An 18792-nucleotide genomic window follows, 5' to 3' on the forward strand; every position below is an offset into this window, starting at 1 on the left:
TCTGAAGAAGATACTTCGGATAAAGACGTTCAAGATGATGAAGCTAATCAATCTCCTGAACAAGATAAAGAAGACAACACTTCTTCTGACCTAAACAAACAAGATTCTGAAGATGCTCAACAATCTGAAGAAGATACTTCGGATAAAGACGTTCAAGATGATGAAGCTAATCAATCTCCTGAACAAGATAAAGAAGATAATACTTCTTCTGACCTAAACAAACAAGATTCTGAAGATGCTCAACAATCTGAAGAAGATACTTCGGATAAAGACGTTCAAGATGATGAAGCTAATCAATCTCCTGAACAAGATAAAGAAGATAATACTTCTTCTGACCTAAATGAACAAGATTCTGAAGAAGACAATAATACTACATCAACTGCGACAGCTGTCGCAACTAAATCAAATGTGCCAAGTGCTACTGCAACAACATTAAGTACAGAAGTGACTCCTAAACTTAGAGTAGCATCTACAGATACAAACAATACATTTTCAACGCGTTCTGCAGTGACTAGAGAGACAGGTACTACAAGTTCATTGCCAAAATATACTCCACAAGTGAATTCATCACTTAACGATTATATTCGTAATAATAATTTTGAATCTCCAACCTATGAACAAGATATTGCAAGTTTTTTACCACAATATAGTTATCGTTATGGTAAACCGGAAGGTATCGTTTTACATGATACTGCAAATGATAATTCAACTATTACTGGTGAAATTAACTATATGAAGAACAATTACAATAGTGCTTTCGTTCATGCATATATCGATGGCGATCGTATTATAGAAACAGCAAATACTGATTATCTTGCTTGGGGAGCCGGCCCAGCTGCAAACGATCGTTTTATCCATGTTGAGTTAGTTCATACGCATGATTATGATTCATTTGCACATTCAATTAACAATTATGCTGACTATGCCGCAACAAACTTACAATATTATGGTCTTTCACCTGATAGTGCTGAGTACGATGGACAAGGTACAGTTTGGACTCACCAAGCCGTTAGTAATTTCTTAGGAGGGTCTAATCATACAGATCCACATGGTTATTTAGCTTCATTTAACTACAGTTATGATGAATTATATGACCTAATCTATGAAAAATATTTAATTAAAACTGGTCAAACAGCACCTTGGGGAACCCCTTCTTCAGGTAATACTAGTGGTGCAGACGACTCTATAGCTACAGGTGATTCAGGAAATACAGGCACTGTTACTCCACCAAAAACAGGTTCTTTAACAGTAGAAGCTAATAATGGTGTTGGCCGTATCAATACTAAAAATGATGGTTTATATACAACCGTGTACGATGAACAAGGTAAGGAAACAGATCGCACAAATCAAACATTTAAAGTTACAAAATCCGCTAAAATCGGCGATGAAAATTTCTATTTAGTTATTGATTATAATAAAGGTAATTTAATTGGCTGGGTTCACCAAAATGATGTGAATTATAATACAGCTAAACCTGTTACTGCAATAAACAAAACCTTTAATATTAAACCAGGCGAAATATTATACACAGTCCCTTGGGGTACTAGTACTCAAAAAACGGGAACTGTTTCAGGTAATGCTGATCAAACATTTAAAGCAACGAAACAACAGCAAATTGGTCAAACAAACTATCTTTATGGTTCTGTAAATGATTTATCTGGTTGGGTAAGTTTAAGCAAGTTATCTACACCAAGTTCAACTGCTGCTACATCTACAAATACAAGTCAATTATCTGTAAGTAATCTTACTAACCAACAAGGTACTGTAGCCAAAACAAATCATGGTGTTTACACGTCAGTTTACGACAAGCAAGGTGTACAAAAACCATACGTGAATGGCAATACTTATAAATTAAGTAAAAAAGCTACACTTGGAAGTAATAGTTTCTACTTAATTACAGATAACAAAGCGAATACTAATTTAGGTTGGATGCAAACTGATGATATTACAGTTAATGAAGTTGCTACTAAAAATACAGCAAATCAAACCCAATCGGTAAGTAAAATTGGTCAATTAAACAATACAAATTCTGGCATTAAGACCGCAGTCCATGATACAAAATCCAAAGATGCGTCTAAATTATCTGGTCGTACATTTAATGTTACAAAACAACGTACACAAGGCGATAACACTTACGTATTAATTCAAAACGCTAATCAAAAGACACCATTAGGTTGGGTTAATACAAAAGACATCAATACACGTGATTTAAGTAAAACATCTGCTAAAAATGGTCAGTTCACAGTTAAATCCACAAATAACGGACTTTATGCAGTGCCTTGGGGTACAAAAGCTCAGCAATTAGATTCATTAAAAAACGTAAACAACAATCAATTTAATGCTTCTAAATCGGTTCAAGTTGATAAAGATGAATACGTATACGGTAATGTCAATAACAAGACTGGATGGATTGCAGCTAAAGATTTACACATAAACCAAAATAATAAAGTTGTAACCGAAGCTCAAACATCTGACGTAACTCAATCGGCAGTTACACCTCAAAACTTTGATTATGTAATTTATAATGCTGATGGTAGTTATTACTTAGATCCTACTTCTACTCAATCGGCAGGCTCATTAAAAGATTTCTATGAAAGTATCTTTTCAGTATTCGAGAAACAAGTTGTCAATGGTGTGACTTGGTATCACGGTAAACTATCTAATGGCCAAATGGTTTGGATTAAAGAAGAAGACTTGCGCAAAGAATTAATCAAATATTATCAATCTGGTTTAACCCTAGATGATGCTGTAGCAATGCAAGCAGGTTTGAAAACCAAACCTCAAATTCAACACACACCTGGTAAATGGGAAGATGCTACTCCTATCGAGATAAAAAATGCTATGGATACAGGTAAATTAGTACAAGATTCTACTCAAAAATATCAATTCTTGCGTTTAGATAAATCTCAAGATATAGCTTCCACAGATTTAGATAAACTTTTAGTCGGTAAAGGTATTTTAGAAGGTCAAGGCGAAGCATTCAGTGAAGCAGCTAAGACTTACAATATTAATGAAGTTTATTTAATTTCACATGCCCTATTAGAAACAGGTGATGGTACTTCAGAACTTGCTAACGGTGGCGATGTAGTAGATGATAAAGTTGTAACAGATGGTCCAAACAAATACTATAATATGTTTGGTATCGGAGCAGTTGATAGCGATGCAGTTAAACAAGGTTTCGCTACTGCCAAATCTAATGGTTGGGATACAGTTAAAAAAGCAATCGTTGGTGGTGCTAAATTTATCTCTAGTTCATATGTTAGCAAAGGTCAAAACACACTTTATAAAATGCGTTGGAATCCCGAAAATCCAGGTGAACATCAATATGCAACTGACGTAAGATGGGCAGATCACAATGCGACACGTATTAAAGGTTTCTATGATTCAATGGATAAATTAGGTAAATATTTTGATGTAAATACTTATAAAGCTTAATTTACACCTAAAATACTATACTTGCTTTTATACAATTAAAATAAGAGTACATGATCACTCAATAGATATTTTCTATAAGTGAAACATGTACTCTTAAATTTTTATATTCTGATGCTTTCAAATAAATTAATGGTCCCAATAAACTAGCGTAAATAATCCTGATGAACATTTAATTTATATAGCAAATGATTTAAATCTTCTATATCTTGTGAAGTTAAATTTTGGCAACGCGCTTCAATTAAAGCTACCCTCACCTCATTAATTTGTTGTACGAGTTCCTTTGTCTTATCCGTTACCATTAAATCTTTACATCTTAAATCTTTATTAGATTGTTTACTAGTTATGTATCCCATTTGGCAAAGTTTTTTTATCCAACGTGAAACAATTGATTGTTCTTTATTAATTTTCATAGTTAAGTCATATTGAGATAAAATTTCATAATTGTATAAAATTCTCAACATTTCTAATTGTTCTGAAGTTAAATCTGTACGTTGGCCAAACCTTCTACTTACTAAGTTCAAATCATTACTCGTCAGTGTAATTAATTTTTCTAGTTGTTTGTACATGTTGCTTCATCTCCACTATATTAATTTACTTGTTACCACCAACAAACGACACTATTATTTTTTTTAATATTATAATATTATCCTACATAATATACAATAATAAAATACAAATCGATCTATTTTGTTGCATTTATCATATGATTTATAATAAATTAGTATCAGTGATTATAAAATTCATCCGGCACTTTTAAAGGAGAAAAAGCATGGCACAAGCAAAAAAAAGAGATTACTTTTTTGACAATGCAAGAGCAGCGTTGATATTTCTTGTTGTCTTTGGGCATTTATTACAACCCTACACTGAAACAAGCACATATTTATCTTCGTTGTACTTAACAATATACAGCTTCCATATGCCAGCATTTTTATTTATTTCTGGTTACTTTGCTAAAAAAGCAGGAGAAGTTGGTTATTTAGAAAAAGTCTCTAAAAAACTATTAATACCTTATATTATTTTCTTTGGATTTTTCTCTTTATATTATTATTTAACTGGTAAAGAAGATAGCGTTCAGTTCGATCCTTTCGATCCGGTGTTCGCACTATGGTTTTTACTTACATTATTCTTCTTTCACGTGATTTTAGTAATTGTTAAAGACTATAAACCTTATTTTGTCTTACCAATAGCAATCATTTTTTCATTATTTGCTGGTTATTCTGACAATATTGATAATTATTTAAGTTTTTCTAGAACGATTATGTTCTTTCCGATATTTTATTTAGGTTATTTATTTACAGGTAATCATACTCAAATTTTAAGAAATAAAAAGTTCGTCCCTATTGCTATTACAATTTTAGTAGTTTTCTATATAATTTATACAATTCATCCAATCAACTCAGACTGGTTGTTAGGTGATTCACCATACATTTCATTAGAAGGAAAACAAGATCTTTACAGTCCTTTTAAAAGATTACTACTTTATTTTATTATTTTAGCAACTATGTTTTCTTTCTTAAATTTAATACCTGAAAAAGAAAAATTCTTCACTTATATAGGACGTAGAACAATGCATATCTATTTATTACATGGTCTTGTAATCGGAGTGGTTCGTGGTTTTGGTCTTCATCCCTTTAAAGATGAAATATCTGTATTAACTTATATTTATCTTTTAAGTGCAACATGTATCATTGTCTATATTTTATCGACACGTTTTGTATCAAAATGGACAAATCCAGTCATTAATTTGCAGTCACCTTCTAAATTTAAAGGTTAATAAAGGCTTTTACCGAATTGTATTTATTTTAAATATGTTATGATAGAAATACTTTGATGATATCTATTAATCATACATATAAAAATACAATTCGGTTTTTCTAATCTTGAGGTGAAATAATCAATGAAACTTTCTTTAAACAATAATGCTAAATATTTAAGTGCACCAAGTATACGTCAATTTTCAAGTCGTATTAAGAACATTGATAACTGTATCAATTTAACGATTGGCCAACCAGATTTTCCTATGCCGGATGTAGTTAAATCTGCATACATTAACGCGATAAATGAAGATCAAACAACCTATTCGCATAACAAAGGATTAATTGAAACAAGAAACGCTGTAAGTGAATATTTTGAGCAACGTTACCATTTTAAGTATAGTGCTGAAGAAATTATTATTACTAATGGCGCTAGTGAAGCATTAGATACAGCATTACGAAGTATTATTAACCAAGGCGATGAAATTATTGTTCCTGGCCCTATTTATGCAGGATACATTCCCTTAATTAAAACATTAGGTGGCGTGCCTATTTTCATAGATACAACTCAGTCTAAGTATAAAATCACTCCTGAGGCCATAGAAACTCATATTACGAACAATACAAAAGCAATATTACTCAACTATCCAACTAACCCTACTGGTGTCATATTGTCGTATGATGAGGTTCAGGCAATCACTGAGACATTGAAAGATAAAGAAATTTTCATAATTAGTGATGAAATTTATGCTGAAAACACATTTAGTGGAAAACATACTTCTTTTGCAGAATTTAATGCAATCCGCGATCAACTTTTACTCGTAGGTGGTTTAAGTAAATCACATTCTGCAACTGGTATTCGTATTGGATTTTTAATCGGACCTGAGTACTTAATTGAAAAGTTAACATTTATGCATGCTTATAATTGTATTTGTGCAAATGTACCTGCACAAATTGCTTGTATTGCTGCTTTAAACGAAGGTTTAGAAGCGCCACAATATATGAATAAAGCTTATATTGAACGTCGTGATTTTTTAATTCAAAAATTAGAGTCCCTTGGATTTGAGCTTGATGCTAAACCAGAAGGTGCTTTTTATATCTTCCCTAGCATCAAAAATTTTACTGATGATGATTTTGAATTTTGTATTAATGTACTTGAAAAAGCACATGTAGCAATGGTGCCAGGTTCATCTTTTACTGATTTAGGTAAAGGCCATGTACGTATATCCTATGCTTATGACCTTGATGCCTTAAAAGAAGGTATGAGAAGGCTAGAAGAATTTCTTAACGAATACTATCAACAATAAATATTTTATTATAAACATAAAAACACCCGCTAAATGTTGAATTACCTTCAATGTTTAGCGGGTGCTTTATATTTATAAATCTTCATTTTTCTTAAAAACATTTTTCTCAGCAAACGCTTTTAAAATTTGATAATAAGTAACCGACTCTTCACCTTCCATATCAAATTGTTGAATAACATCTTCGGAGATTTTGCTGAATTCTTCCTTAAGTTTCAATCCTTTTTCTGTTAACCTCACTTTAACTCTACGTTCATCTTCTTCTGTTCTGATACGATTAATAAGTTCTTTTTTTTCTAAACGTTTAATTATAGGACTTATAGTACCAGAATCTAAATAGAGTTCATCACATAACGTTTTAATATAAACATTCTTATCGTTTTCAATATAAAGCAATACAATATAGTTAGGAAAACTTATATCATACTGTTTTAAGTAACGGTTAAAGCGATTTGCAACTTCTTTACTCGTTATATAAAATAAGTAGCACATTTCTTTTCTTATTTGGTCGTTAGTGTCTGATGCCATTGTTCTCCCTCATTTCTTTTCATTATAATATTAATATATTTTTAAATTACAGTCAAATATATTATAAATGTTAAAAGAGTTTTAAAAATAACAAATTTATACCTATACATTGATGCGCTATTTGATTTTTTATAAAACAATACAATTCATGTAATTATTCCAGTCATTGATCTTTGTTTATGCTTTTATTATGTGCAAAATCAATGAAGTATATGTAACATAGCAATAATCTGAGGTCATGTCCTAGGTGACTGTATATAAAATTATATAGTAAGGTTGAAGTTGTATTTTTCGAAAAGTGCACAAAAAAACTGTCGACAAAGTATTAAACTTTGTCGACAGTTTTTGGCTAACCCTCAATAAAGGGTTAATATGATAATTCCTTACGGGAATTTAGGGAATTGGTCAAAATCGGGATCACGTTTTTCTTTAAACGCGTCTCTACCTTCTTTTGCTTCATCCGTTGTATAGTAAAGTAATGTTGCATCTCCAGCCATTTGTTGAAGACCAGCTAAACCATCTGTATCTGCATTCATAGCAGCTTTTAAGAATCTTAAAGCAGTTGGTGAATGTTTCTTAATGTCTTCACACCATCTAATAGTTTCATCTTCTACTTCATCTAGTGGTACTACTGTATTAACTAATCCCATATCTAATGCTTCTTGTGCATTATACTGGCGACATAAATACCAAATTTCACGTGCTTTTTTATGTCCTACGATACGAGCTAAATAACCAGAACCATAACCAGCATCAAATGATCCTACTCTTGGTCCAGTTTGACCAAAGATAGCATTATCTGCAGCAATTGTTAAATCACATACAACATTTAATACGTTACCCCCACCTACTGCATAACCTCTTACCATGGCGATAACTGGTTTTGGAATTACACGAATAAGTCTTTGTAAATCTAAAACGTTTAAACGAGGAACTTGATCTTCACCTACATAGCCACCGTGGCCACGTACTGACTGGTCACCACCAGAACAAAATGCTTTATCTCCTTCACCTGTTAAAATAATAACAGCAACACGTTGATCATCACGTGCTTTAGTAAATGCGTCCATCATTTCTTGTACCGTATTTGGTGTGAATGCATTACGAACTTCAGGACGGTTAATTGTTACTTTAGCGATTCCATCATAATATTCATACTTAATCTCTTTATATTCTTTAATTGTTTCCCACTGTCTAGTCATTTTGCTCCTCCTTTTGAATAAAACCTAATACTATTCTATCAAATTCTGCCATTTCTTCCACATGAACAGTATGACCACTTTGTGCTATTTCAAAAAGCTCAGTTTGAGGTATAATTGAAACCATTTTTTGAGCAATTTCACAAAATTTACCATCCAAATTCCCAACAATAATACATGTTGGGATTTGTATTTGATTCAATTCCGACCATAAATTAGGCATTTTTCCAGTACCGTAATCTCTCAATGCTTTTGCTACTCGTGATGCATTTTGACGCATTCTCATATTACGAATACTTACTTTAGTAGCATTATCTAAATCATATTGCGTATAAAATAATGGCAGTTTTTCCCAATCATTAACAAAAACCTCTAATCCTGCAATTTCTAATACTTTGGCACGTGCATTATCAACTTGCTGTCTTTCTATCTGTGCTGTTTTATCTTCAATGCCTGGAGAAGTACTTTCCAAAACAAGACCTGTCAATTTAGTGTTGCCATGAATTGCATGATACAACGCTATTCTACCACCCATTGAATAGCCATGTAAAAATACTTGATATGCTTTAAACACTTTTAGCGTTTCATCTAACTCTTGGCTAATAAAATGAAAGTCCCATTCACTATTAAATGAAGATTCATCTACACCATGTCCTGGCAAATCTATCGTCACGATATTCACGCTTTCATTCAATATTTGAGTATGGTTATCAAATGCTTGATGATCACTAATAAAACCATGTAGCATCACTAATAATTGATTTGTTGATTGATTTGCTCGATGAAATTTATAATGTAACATTGATAATATCACTCAACTTTTTATAGAGTTTAAGATGTTGTTGCAAGTTATCTTCCCTATGCGTCATAATTTCATAAATATGTGCGCCAAATTGGGATAACTCAGTGTACTTAAATGCTTCAATAGATTCAAATCGTTTAAATGTAAAGTCGTAAAGTAGCGCAGTATGTTCAAAATCCAACCCAGTTGGTGTGCCAAATAATCTTTCAAAATATGCCTCAGCTGTATCTTTCTGTGGTAAATATGAAAAGATTCCCCCACCATCATTATTTAATAACACTATATTCAAGTTGATATCATTTAATTTAGACATAAGTAAGCCATTCATATCATGATAAAAGGCTAAATCACCAATCAACAATGTCACTTTCTTGTGTACCGCCATGCCTAATGCCGTTGAAGTAACGCCATCGATACCGTTAGCTCCACGATTTGAATAGACCTCTGCTTCACAGTCAATAAACAAATTATCTACATCCCGAATTGGCATACTATTACTCACAAATAATGCATCATCTGTTGTTAATTTGTCTAATACATTCGCTACGTATGCCGCTTCATCTGTAGCAGTTCTTACATAATCTTTAATTTCAACTTTGGCATGTTTCTCTAATGATTGCCATTTTTCTAACCATTGCTTACGCTCAACTGTAGTTGTATCAGATAATTGTCTAAAAAAATCATTGGCCGACATCTCATAAGAAACATGAGCTGTTATTGGAAATGCATCTGGTCGATCATTATTCTGAACTAAGATTTGAAATGCCTTCGTCTCTTTTAACCATTGATTTAATTTTTTAGAAATAACTGGCTTACCTACTCGAATTATAAAGTCCGCATCCACTTCCAGCCCGGCTCTATATAATAAGTCATATGTTGTTATAACATTAGGATGATGCTCACGACGTAATTGACTTAATGGATCAGCAAGTATAGGCATATCATGTATCGTCGCAAATGTAAGTATTTGGTCTACATCTTGATGTTGCATATCGCCAACAATAATAAGACCTTTACGTTTTTTAACAATTACATTTATTTCATTGAGACTCGTCGTTTTTTGATAATGTGGCATAATCTTTGTATCTGAAGTTAACCATTCAACTTTTTCTAAATCAGGTGTCAGTGGCTCTCTAAATGGTAAATTCAGATGAATCGGACCTCGATGCGGGCCATATAAATACTGACTCGCTTTTTGCAATTGGAATTTAACTGTATTCGTCATAAAGTCTTGGTCATCATTACTATCAGCAATTGGGAAATCAAATTGATATTGTGTATAATTTGCAAACATATTTATCTGATCTATCGCTTGTGGTGCCCCAATACCTCTGAGTTCATGTGGACGATCACTTGTTAATACCACTAATGGTAAATGACTCAAGCTACTTTCAGAAATGGCGGGTGTATAATTCGCTGCAGCACTACCAGATGTACAAAGAATCGCAACTGGTCGCTCGCTACCTTTCATTAATCCCATCGCAAAGAAAGCGGCACTACGTTCATCTGGATGAATCCAAGATTTCATTTTAGGATGTGCCTCAATTGCAATTGCCATTGGTGTTGACCGAGATCCTGGACTTATCACTATTTCTCTTATTCCATATGCATATAATTCTGAAACAAAAGTAAATACCTGTTTTGTTAATGCAGTTGTATGGTTATTCATATTTCTCGACTCCTAATGCTTTCATCATTGGGCTAAATTTAACAGCAGTCTCTTCTACTTCACTATCTGCATCAGAATCACTTACAATTCCACAACCAGCAAATAACGTTGCTTGATTTTTCTTAATCAACATAGATCTAATTGCAACGATAAATTCACAATCATCATACATGTCAATATAACCAACTGGAGCGCCATAAAGCCCACGTGTTCCAAACTCATTTTGTTCAATATATTCAATTGCTTCTTCTTTCGGATAACCTCCAAGTGCCGGCGTCGGATGAAGATTATCTAATAAACCAATGTAAGATTCGCTAATCAGTTGTCCTTTGATCTTTGTATATAAATGATACAAATGATCATTTGTTAAAATTTGCGGCTTTTTATTGTACGTAATATCTTCCACATATAATTCAATATCATTCAATATGCTGTCTACTACAAAGCGATGTTCATTTAAGTTTTTTTCATCGCTTAAAAATGCATTTATATTATCATTATCCACATCATCTTGGTGAGTACGCTTAATCGTACCTGCAACTGCTTTTGTAGATAGTATTTCATCATTAATTTCCATTAACTGCTCAGGTGTTTGTGAAAAGAATACACTGTCTTGTGATTCTAATACAAATAAGTAACTATTATGTTCACCTTGTGTTGCTTGGCTTAAGATATAAGGGATGTTTATATTTTTATCAAACATAATCAATCGTTTTCTTGCGAGCACAATTTTTTTATTTTCATCTAATATATCTATTGTATCTTTAACTAAATCACGCCACTCATCTTTATAAATATCCTCAATGCGTTTAATTTCACCTTTTTCAAAATCTGGGCTAACATTTTCTTGAGTTAAATTATCTATAATCGCTAAAAATGAGTCCATTTCAAATTGATCTGCTTCTACAGTATAGGTAATATACGTGTTTCCTTCTTCCATAGTTACCAATACTTCAGGTAATATAAAATGATTAATACCAAATTCACGCCACTCATCTCCAGATTTATGTGTTGAAAATTGGAATCCACCACATATCTTTAAATGATGTCGTTCTGAATTTGGATGAATTAAATCAATATCACTTTTATATTTTTCCCATTCTCGGAAAATAGATTGTTTACTTTCAAAGTCATTTTTAAATCTTTTAATAGCATGATAGCCAAAGAATGAAGTTTCGTTGTCATTTTTTTTAAAATAAAAACGGTCTCCTGCACTGTCTTCCGTAATATGGAATAATACAGTAGGATCTAATTCATAATTTAATTTTGCTTCTACAGAAACCCAAGTATGATTACTTTCGTATACCGCTTCGACAATTTCACTTTCCTTGACGTCCAAAGTCATCTATTTCACTTCTTTCATTTATCAGTTTTCACTCATTATAATATTGTACCACTTTTCACAATATGTGTATGGTATCTAGCCTATTTCATTTTTAAATTTTTCACGTTATTTGACCTTTACAAGTTCTTCCATTAAAATAAATTTGATAAAAAATATTTTAATATAAAAGAATTCGAGGTATAAAACTTTATGGCATCTCAATATCAACAATATTCTACTGTCAGAAAATACTGGCACTTAATGAGACCACATACTTTAACCGCTGCTGTGGTACCAGTACTTGTTGGTACTGCTACTGCAAAAATATTCCTACTTGGTAGTGAAGATCATCTAAATCTTGCTTTGCTTTTAGCCATGTTAATCGCTTGTTTATTAATTCAAGCTGCGACAAACATGTTTAATGAATACTATGATTTCAAAAAAGGATTAGATGACCACACTTCTGTAGGAATCGGTGGTGCAATCGTTCGAAATGGTATGAGTCCTAAGTTAGTCATGAGTATAGCTATTGCTTTTTATGTAATTGCTGCGTTACTAGGACTTTTTATAGCCATCAACAGCTCGTTCTGGCTCATACCAATTGGGCTCGTATGCATGGCAATTGGCTATTTATACACGGGTGGACCATTCCCTATTTCTTGGACCCCTTTTGGTGAAGTATTCTCAGGCATTTTCATGGGTATGATTATCATTTTAATTGCATTCTTCATTCAAACAGGTAATTTACAAAGTTTAGTCGTTTGGATCAGTCTTCCAATTGTTATAACAATCGGTTTAATCAATATGGCCAATAATATTCGTGACCGTGTTAAAGATAAGGAAAGTGGTCGTAAGACATTACCTATTTTATTGGGTAAAAATAATTCTATACGCTTTTTAGCATTTATGTACATTGTCGCGTATGCATTAGTCATCTATATTACGTTCTTCCAACCTGGTGGTTCAATTTTCTTTTTACTTGCTTTACTGTCATTCCCACTACCTATCAAAGCTGTACGTAGATTCAAAAATAATGACACGCCAGCAACTATGATGCCAGCAATGGCTGCAACAGGAAAAACGAACACATTCTTCGGTCTACTGTATGCACTTGGTATTTATATTAGTGCCTTGCTCGGTGGTATTTAATATATTTCTCAATAAACAAGCTTAACCAAGCAATCAAATAAAGTAAGTATTACTTTTCGATCTTCATGCTCATGAAGATCGATTTTTTTGTATTTTTAAAAAGACAAAAGATCAGCCTTTTACATGTACCATGTGACAATGCATATGACCATATAAATCAAACTCACTTGTAGGTTGGAATCCTAATTTTTTATAAACATATAACGCGCCATCATTGAGTAAATCACAATTTAAGCTCCACTTTTCATCTGGATAGGTTTCTAATACATGTTGAATTAATTTAGTAGCGACACCCTGCCCTCTGAATTCTGGGAATGTAGCAACTGTTTCGATATACCATTCATCATCCTTAGCTTCTTTCATTGGCATCGGTGTTCCATAAACTCTAATGTCTTCATCTAATTCCATATCTAACCAAGCCTTTTCAAGCTCTAACTCTTTGTCACCAGGGTATGCAATTAAGCAGCCTGCAATTTCATCATCAATTTCGTATACCCAAGTGTTACTATAATGTCCTCTATATTGGACATCAACCATACTTTGTTCCATAATTTTTAGTAATCTCTCTTTGTCAGTATATTCCACTAAATCTATGTCTAATTGACTCCAAATGATATAACATAATTTTGCAATTTCATGCTTATCGTTAGGTTTAGCTTTTCTAATCATTTGTATTCTCCTTATTATGTTTATTTAACTATATTATATATGATTTGAATAAAAAGTTCGAAGTAATAACTAGTTTATACGAGAAATCGTTTTTCATTAATTGTTTTCCATTGTTGAATCGCTTAATATAAGAGATAATTAAGATAATAATTTTAAAATGAAAGGACTAAACATATGAAAGTAAATAAAGTCATTTACGTTATACTTGCATTTATACTCGGTTGGTGTGGCATTCATAAATTTTACTCAAATCAACTTTTACAAGGTATTATACATTTACTGTTCTTTTGGACAGGCATTCCATACGTTATTGCTATAATTAGTGGCATCATAACGATTTTCTTTAACAAAGCAGATGAAGACGGGCTTATTTCTTTTGAAAAATAACCTCTTTTTATTAAAAGTAAAAAAATTTCTACTTTCTCCCATATTTTATCTGAAACTGGGTAAAGAAACTATACAGCGAATTAAGGAAAATCGAATTGTGACTTAGGAGGATTAATAATGAAAAATATCATATCACGTGTTTTCAGATCTGTAGTAGTAGGCTTTATTATAAAAGGAATCAAAAACTTAATAAGTAAAAAATAGATTCCGCATACATTAAAGTTTAAGAACATAATAAAAAGCTAATTGTTTCTAAAATAGTAAACAGTTAGCTTTTTTACTTATGCTCAAAGGTTGCCTCAAGAGATTTATATCTATAAAAAAACAAACCAAATACTTATACAGTAATTGGTTTGTCTACGTTCTAATCCCCATCAAATGGTGAGTGATTATACACTATTTTCTAATTGCTTTAATAATAAATGAAACAACTAGGATTAATACGATTGCCCCGATTAAAGCTGGTAAGATTGGAACGCCACCTAAAACTGGTCCCCAAGTTCCTAATAATTTACTACCTATAGCTGAACCGATTAAACCTGCAATAATATTACCAATAATTCCACCTGGAATATCTTTACCTAAAATTGCGCCAGCTAACCAGCCAATTAAACCGCCTACTATAATCATAATAATAAAGCCCATATATATCTCTCCTATTTTCTTAATTTACCACATTATATAGCTTACCACTTTTTTTATTTATATACAATATCGCAAAAAATATTTATTGTAAAAAAACAAAAGAGCTTTACGTCGCTTTTCTCAAAAGACCTATATTTAAATATGCTATAAAGGCGTTTTATAAGAAGTTTTAGATTTCCGTTACAATATCAAAATATATTAATCATGCAATATCTTAAATTAAAATCAAAATTTCATTATATTTATTGAATCAGATTGTCTATAAAGATTTAATCATATCTAATTAACATAAACTTGTTGTTTATAATACACGCTTCCCTAACTATTTATTTAAAAACATTATAATTATACTGCCATTTTTGACATATAAAAACCTTCAAAGTTTTCACTTTCGTTGTCTACTTTGAAGGCTTAATATTATTTTTCTGATTTAATTCATGCTCATTTTTAAATTCATCATTTAAAAACAAAAATCAAACAATCTATAGTTCTTTAAATTGTTTGATTGTATGCCCTATTTCATCTCTTACACGTTGAAATTCCGACCAATCTTTACCAGCTGGATCATCAAAGCCCCAATGTTCTTTTTTTACATTAGGCAGGATGACTGGACAATTCTCATCAGCATCACTACAAAGTGTAACAACGAGATCAGACTGTTTTAAAATATTACTTTCAATCATATCAGATGTATGATCTGAAATATCAATGTTAACTTCTTTCATAGCTTCTATCGCCTTAGGATTTACGCCATGCGTTTCGATACCTGCTGAGTAAACATTCCATTCTTCGCCGAGTATTTCTCTTCCCCAGCCTTCAGCCATTTGACTACGACAAGAATTACCAGTACATATAAAATAAATTGTTTTTTTATTCATTTATTTTTACCTCTCTTTTAGAAAATAATTAGTGTTAAATATAAACCTAATAGGGTTACAAATAAAACAGGGATTGTGATAATAATTCCCGTTTTGAAATATACACCCCAAGATATTTTCACTCCTTTTTGAGTTAATACGTGTAACCAAAGAAGTGTGGCTAAAGAGCCAATTGGTGTTATTTTAGGTCCTAAATCAGACCCAATAACGTTGGCATAAATCATACCTTCTTTTAATATTCCTGTGGCATTCGATTGACCAATTGCTATTGCATCTATTAATACGGTTGGCATGTTGTTCATAACGGAGGATAGGAATGCAGCTACAAAGCCCATACCCATAATGCTACTGAATAAGCCGTAACTTGAAATATTTGTTAGTACATCACCAAGAAGTGTTGTAATACCCACATTTTTCAGACCAAATACGACGAGGTACATACCAATGGAGAATAAAACAATATTCCATGGCGCACCTTTAATGACTTGCTTCGTATGTACCGCTTTAGATTTACGCGCTAATAATACAAATATTAAAGCAATGATACCAGCAATAATAGATACTGGAATATTGATAAACTCGCTTATTAAATAACCAACGAGTAAGATAGCAAGTACAATCCAAGAGATATTAAAAAGCTTTTTATCTTTAATTGCTTCTCTTGGTTCTCTAATATTTACTTCGTTAAATTTGCCTGGAATAGATTTTCTAAAATAAAGCCATAAGACAAGAATGCTTGCAATCAACGAGAATATATTAGGTATAATCATTTTACCGAAGTATTCAATAAACCCTATATCGAAATAATCTGCAGAAACTATATTAACTAAATTACTAACAATGAGTGGTAATGAAGTTGTATCTGCAATAAAACCACTAGCAATAATAAATGGAAATATTGCTTTTTTATCAAAACCTAAGTTACGTACCATTGCTAAAACAATAGGTGTAAGTATTAAAGCTGCACCATCATTTGCAAAAAATGCTGCGACAACTGAACCCAATAGCATGATAAAGATAAACATTTTCAAGCCATTACCCTTTGATGCTCTAACCATATGTATAGCAGACCACTCAAAGAACCCTATTTCATCTAATATGAGTGAAATAAGAATAACAGCAACAAATGTTAAGGTCGCATTCCAAACAATTCCAGTTACCTCTACTACATCTGAAAAGCTCACAACGCCAGTAATTATAGCAACTACAGCACCGATTAATGCTGTAATTCCAATATCTAAACCTTTAGGTTGCCAGATAACAAAAATTAACGTTAATACAAAGATTGTGATTGCTAATATCGTCATCGTTAACACTCACCTGACTTCATATCTATACAGACACATAATTCATTCGAAGCATTTATTAGATTTAATCCTTGATTAATTTGTTCAAATACATCGTGGTTAAGCTGATACATGCGCTTATTCCCCTCTTTTCGTGTAGTAATTAACTCACTCACTACTAATGATTTCATATGATGACTTAACGTTGGCTGCGAAAATTGAAAATGTTCCAATACATCACATGCACACAATTCACCACAAGAAAGTAAATCTAAAATTTCTAACCTACTAGGGTCAGATAAAACTTTTAATACAGCCGATAATTCTTTATATGACACGCTTATCTCTCCTTCACAAGTACATAGAATATCATCTATATATATAAATGTCTATTTTGTATTAATAAAATCATAAATTGAAAAAATGTTTAGGATATATTACAATTGATATATCAAAAAAAATTGATTAATTAGAAAGGTGTAACTTATGGACATTATAAAAAATGCAAATCATTTAAATGAAGATGATAAATTAACCTATTATGAAACTATGTTCAATGCACTCGCTGACAAAAACCGCTTGAAAATACTTAATCAAATTAGTCAGAGTCCTAATAAATCACTATGTGTGTGTGATTTAGAAACGTTATTAGACTTAAAACAATCTAAACTTTCTTATCATTTAAAAAAATTGGTTGGTGCACAGATTTTAATCCTTGAAAAGCACGGCACATGGAACTACTACAAAATCAACGAAGCACAAATCCAAGTCGTATTAACTGAAGATACTTGTTGTAAAATATTGTAGTTTTCATCTTATTTCATGTTATATTAATCAACTTTTTTTGATTAATGAATATAGAGGAGCTTTACTAATGACAGAATCAATCATTGAATTCATAAAAACATTTTTAATGTTATTTTTTGAATTGTTAGCACTATTTATAGTTGTAAGCTTTATCGTAAGTTTAATTCAACAACTCGTTTCAGAAGATAAAATACGAAGGCTGTTGAGCAAACCAAACAAAGTAACTAACTATGTATTAGGAATGGCTTTTGGAGCTATTACACCATTTTGTTCTTGTTCCACTATTCCTATTCTTGCAGGATTATTAAACTCAAAAGTACCATTTGGTCCAGCTATGAGTTTCTTAATCGCTTCCCCACTCATGAATCCACTCATGATATTTATGCTATGGATTCTATTAGGCTGGAAAGTTGCTGTTGTTTATTTTGTTGTTTTAGCGATTTTCAGTATTTTAACAGGTCTTGTATTTTCAAAAATGAATTTGGCAGAGAGTTATAAAGGCGTTACTGTTAAAGGTGATGGTTTCTTCTCAAATAAATCAGGATCTCGTATTAAGCAAGCGTTAAATGATGCTTGGGCTTTCCTATATCCAATGTTGCCATATTTAATTATTGGTGTATTTATAGGTGCATTTATTTATGGATTTATTCCAGAAACATTTATAACTCAATATGCAAGTGGCGATGGCATTATCTCAGTTGTTATTGCTTCTGTTATTGGTATTCCAATGTATATCAGACCAGAAACAATGCTCCCTATAGCTGAAGCATTAGTATCTAAAGGCATGTCTTTAGGTACAGTGGTCGCATTAATTATAGGTGGCGCAGGCGCAAGTATTCCTGAAGTCGTATTGTTGTCCAAATTATTTAAAAAGAAATTTGTAATATCTTTTGTTATAGCAATTTTAGTCGTAGCAATTGCAACTGGTCTAATTGTGAACTTAATTATTTAAGGAG

At 32.0% G+C, this 18792-nt stretch carries 18 protein-coding genes; 7 read left to right on the forward strand and 11 right to left on the reverse strand.

The annotated features are described in order from the left end of the window. The coding region (locus ACA31_RS07145; protein WP_253721373.1) for a GW dipeptide domain-containing protein at nt 1–3435 on the forward strand (3435 nt) is incomplete at its 5' end. Nucleotides 3436–3578: 143 nt separating this feature from the next. Here the strand turns inward: ACA31_RS07145 and ACA31_RS07150 are convergent. Further along, entirely contained in the window at nt 3579–4001 is a 423-nt protein-coding gene (locus tag ACA31_RS07150) for a MarR family transcriptional regulator (RefSeq protein WP_057512651.1), read from the reverse strand. A 203-nt stretch (nt 4002–4204) separates the two neighbouring features. On the opposite strand from ACA31_RS07150, the gene ACA31_RS07155 reads away from it, so the two are divergent. Both ACA31_RS07155 and ACA31_RS07160 read left to right on the forward strand, forming a co-directional pair. After that, the gene (locus ACA31_RS07155) at nt 4205–5209 is read left to right on the forward strand and encodes an acyltransferase family protein (RefSeq protein WP_057512652.1); all 1005 of its coding nucleotides are present in this window, start codon (nt 4205–4207) and stop codon (nt 5207–5209) included. Nucleotides 5210–5332: 123 nt separating this feature from the next. Continuing rightward, a complete protein-coding gene (locus ACA31_RS07160) occupies nt 5333–6496 on the forward strand; it encodes an aminotransferase class I/II-fold pyridoxal phosphate-dependent enzyme (RefSeq protein ID WP_057512653.1) in 1164 nt (387 codons plus the stop codon). Nucleotides 6497–6568: 72 nt separating this feature from the next. Here ACA31_RS07160 and ACA31_RS07165 read toward each other — a convergent pair whose 3' ends face one another. From ACA31_RS07165 to ACA31_RS07185, 5 genes are all read right to left on the reverse strand, one after another. Then, nucleotides 6569–7021 (reverse strand): MarR family winged helix-turn-helix transcriptional regulator, encoded by a 453-nt coding sequence (locus ACA31_RS07165; protein ID WP_057512654.1) that lies wholly within the window; start codon nt 7019–7021, stop codon nt 6569–6571. A 383-nt stretch (nt 7022–7404) separates the two neighbouring features. After that, nucleotides 7405–8223, reverse strand: coding sequence for a 1,4-dihydroxy-2-naphthoyl-CoA synthase (menB, locus tag ACA31_RS07170; protein ID WP_057512655.1), 819 nt, complete (start codon nt 8221–8223; stop codon nt 7405–7407). Further along, nucleotides 8216–9022, reverse strand: coding sequence for a 2-succinyl-6-hydroxy-2,4-cyclohexadiene-1-carboxylate synthase (gene menH / locus ACA31_RS07175; protein WP_057512656.1), 807 nt, complete (start codon nt 9020–9022; stop codon nt 8216–8218). The genes menB and menH overlap by 8 nt, the downstream gene beginning before the upstream one ends. Next, nucleotides 9009–10691: a 2-succinyl-5-enolpyruvyl-6-hydroxy-3-cyclohexene-1-carboxylic-acid synthase gene (gene menD, locus ACA31_RS07180; RefSeq protein ID WP_057512657.1), complete on the reverse strand. Its 1683-nt coding sequence runs from the start codon at nt 10689–10691 to the stop codon at nt 9009–9011. Before menD ends, menH begins: the two co-directional genes overlap by 14 nt. Then, on the reverse strand, nt 10684–12036 hold the full coding sequence (locus ACA31_RS07185) for an isochorismate synthase (RefSeq protein WP_057512658.1): 1353 nt from the start codon (nt 12034–12036) through the stop codon (nt 10684–10686). The genes menD and ACA31_RS07185 overlap by 8 nt, the downstream gene beginning before the upstream one ends. Nucleotides 12037–12225: 189 nt before the next feature. Between ACA31_RS07185 and ACA31_RS07190 the strand changes: the two genes are divergently transcribed. Next, on the forward strand, nt 12226–13164 hold the full coding sequence (locus tag ACA31_RS07190; RefSeq protein ID WP_057512659.1) for a 1,4-dihydroxy-2-naphthoate polyprenyltransferase: 939 nt from the start codon (nt 12226–12228) through the stop codon (nt 13162–13164). Nucleotides 13165–13275: 111 nt separating this feature from the next. Here the strand turns inward: ACA31_RS07190 and ACA31_RS07195 are convergent, their stop codons facing one another. Then, nucleotides 13276–13833: a GNAT family N-acetyltransferase gene (locus ACA31_RS07195; protein WP_057512660.1), complete on the reverse strand. Its 558-nt coding sequence runs from the start codon at nt 13831–13833 to the stop codon at nt 13276–13278. A 174-nt stretch (nt 13834–14007) separates the two neighbouring features. Between ACA31_RS07195 and ACA31_RS07200 the strand changes: the two genes are divergently transcribed. Beyond that, nucleotides 14008–14220, forward strand: coding sequence for a TM2 domain-containing protein (locus ACA31_RS07200; RefSeq protein WP_057512661.1), 213 nt, complete (start codon nt 14008–14010; stop codon nt 14218–14220). 396 nt (nt 14221–14616) lie between these two features. Here ACA31_RS07200 and ACA31_RS07205 read toward each other — a convergent pair whose 3' ends face one another. The 4 genes from ACA31_RS07205 to ACA31_RS07220 all read right to left on the reverse strand — a co-directional run bounded on the left by ACA31_RS07205 (nt 14617) and on the right by ACA31_RS07220 (nt 17367). Further along, on the reverse strand, nt 14617–14865 hold the full coding sequence (locus ACA31_RS07205; protein WP_057512662.1) for a GlsB/YeaQ/YmgE family stress response membrane protein: 249 nt from the start codon (nt 14863–14865) through the stop codon (nt 14617–14619). A gap of 482 nt (nt 14866–15347) precedes the next feature. Then, complete coding sequence (arsC, locus tag ACA31_RS07210; protein WP_057512663.1) at nt 15348–15743, reverse strand: arsenate reductase (thioredoxin); 396 nt, start codon at nt 15741–15743, stop codon at nt 15348–15350. Nucleotides 15744–15760: 17 nt separating this feature from the next. Further along, the gene (gene arsB / locus ACA31_RS07215; protein ID WP_057512664.1) at nt 15761–17050 is read right to left on the reverse strand and encodes an arsenite efflux transporter membrane subunit ArsB; all 1290 of its coding nucleotides are present in this window, start codon (nt 17048–17050) and stop codon (nt 15761–15763) included. A gap of 2 nt (nt 17051–17052) precedes the next feature. Beyond that, the gene (locus ACA31_RS07220; RefSeq protein ID WP_057512665.1) at nt 17053–17367 is read right to left on the reverse strand and encodes an ArsR/SmtB family transcription factor; all 315 of its coding nucleotides are present in this window, start codon (nt 17365–17367) and stop codon (nt 17053–17055) included. A 148-nt stretch (nt 17368–17515) separates the two neighbouring features. Here ACA31_RS07220 and ACA31_RS07225 point away from each other — a divergent pair, with 148 nt between their 5' ends. Next, complete coding sequence (locus ACA31_RS07225; protein ID WP_057512666.1) at nt 17516–17836, forward strand: ArsR/SmtB family transcription factor; 321 nt, start codon at nt 17516–17518, stop codon at nt 17834–17836. A gap of 67 nt (nt 17837–17903) precedes the next feature. Then, nucleotides 17904–18788 (forward strand): permease, encoded by an 885-nt coding sequence (locus tag ACA31_RS07230; protein WP_057512667.1) that lies wholly within the window; start codon nt 17904–17906, stop codon nt 18786–18788. The last annotated feature ends 4 nt before the right edge of the window (nt 18789–18792 follow it).

Source organism: Staphylococcus sp. NAM3COL9 (genome assembly GCF_001431205.1).
Classification (GTDB): domain Bacteria; phylum Bacillota; class Bacilli; order Staphylococcales; family Staphylococcaceae; genus Staphylococcus.

Bases quoted from the DNA above. Each gene is read 5' to 3' on its own strand.
- ACA31_RS07205 (WP_057512662.1), bottom strand. From the start codon at position 14,865: ATGGGCTTTATTATTATGATTATAGTAGGCGGTTTAATTGGCTGGTTA.
- arsB (WP_057512664.1), bottom strand. From the start codon at position 17,050: ATGACGATATTAGCAATCACAATCTTTGTATTAACGTTAATTTTTGTT.
- ACA31_RS07225 (WP_057512666.1), top strand. From the start codon at position 17,516: ATGGACATTATAAAAAATGCAAATCATTTAAATGAAGATGATAAATTA.
- menD (WP_057512657.1), bottom strand. From the start codon at position 10,691: ATGAATAACCATACAACTGCATTAACAAAACAGGTATTTACTTTTGTT.
- ACA31_RS07190 (WP_057512659.1), top strand. From the start codon at position 12,226: ATGGCATCTCAATATCAACAATATTCTACTGTCAGAAAATACTGGCAC.
- ACA31_RS07195 (WP_057512660.1), bottom strand. From the start codon at position 13,833: ATGATTAGAAAAGCTAAACCTAACGATAAGCATGAAATTGCAAAATTA.
- ACA31_RS07160 (WP_057512653.1), top strand. From the start codon at position 5,333: ATGAAACTTTCTTTAAACAATAATGCTAAATATTTAAGTGCACCAAGT.
- ACA31_RS07185 (WP_057512658.1), bottom strand. From the start codon at position 12,036: ATGACTTTGGACGTCAAGGAAAGTGAAATTGTCGAAGCGGTATACGAA.
- ACA31_RS07155 (WP_057512652.1), top strand. From the start codon at position 4,205: ATGGCACAAGCAAAAAAAAGAGATTACTTTTTTGACAATGCAAGAGCA.
- ACA31_RS07230 (WP_057512667.1), top strand. From the start codon at position 17,904: ATGACAGAATCAATCATTGAATTCATAAAAACATTTTTAATGTTATTT.
- ACA31_RS07150 (WP_057512651.1), bottom strand. From the start codon at position 4,001: ATGTACAAACAACTAGAAAAATTAATTACACTGACGAGTAATGATTTG.
- menB (WP_057512655.1), bottom strand. From the start codon at position 8,223: ATGACTAGACAGTGGGAAACAATTAAAGAATATAAAGAGATTAAGTAT.
- ACA31_RS07165 (WP_057512654.1), bottom strand. From the start codon at position 7,021: ATGGCATCAGACACTAACGACCAAATAAGAAAAGAAATGTGCTACTTA.
- menH (WP_057512656.1), bottom strand. From the start codon at position 9,022: ATGTTACATTATAAATTTCATCGAGCAAATCAATCAACAAATCAATTA.
- ACA31_RS07200 (WP_057512661.1), top strand. From the start codon at position 14,008: ATGAAAGTAAATAAAGTCATTTACGTTATACTTGCATTTATACTCGGT.
- arsC (WP_057512663.1), bottom strand. From the start codon at position 15,743: ATGAATAAAAAAACAATTTATTTTATATGTACTGGTAATTCTTGTCGT.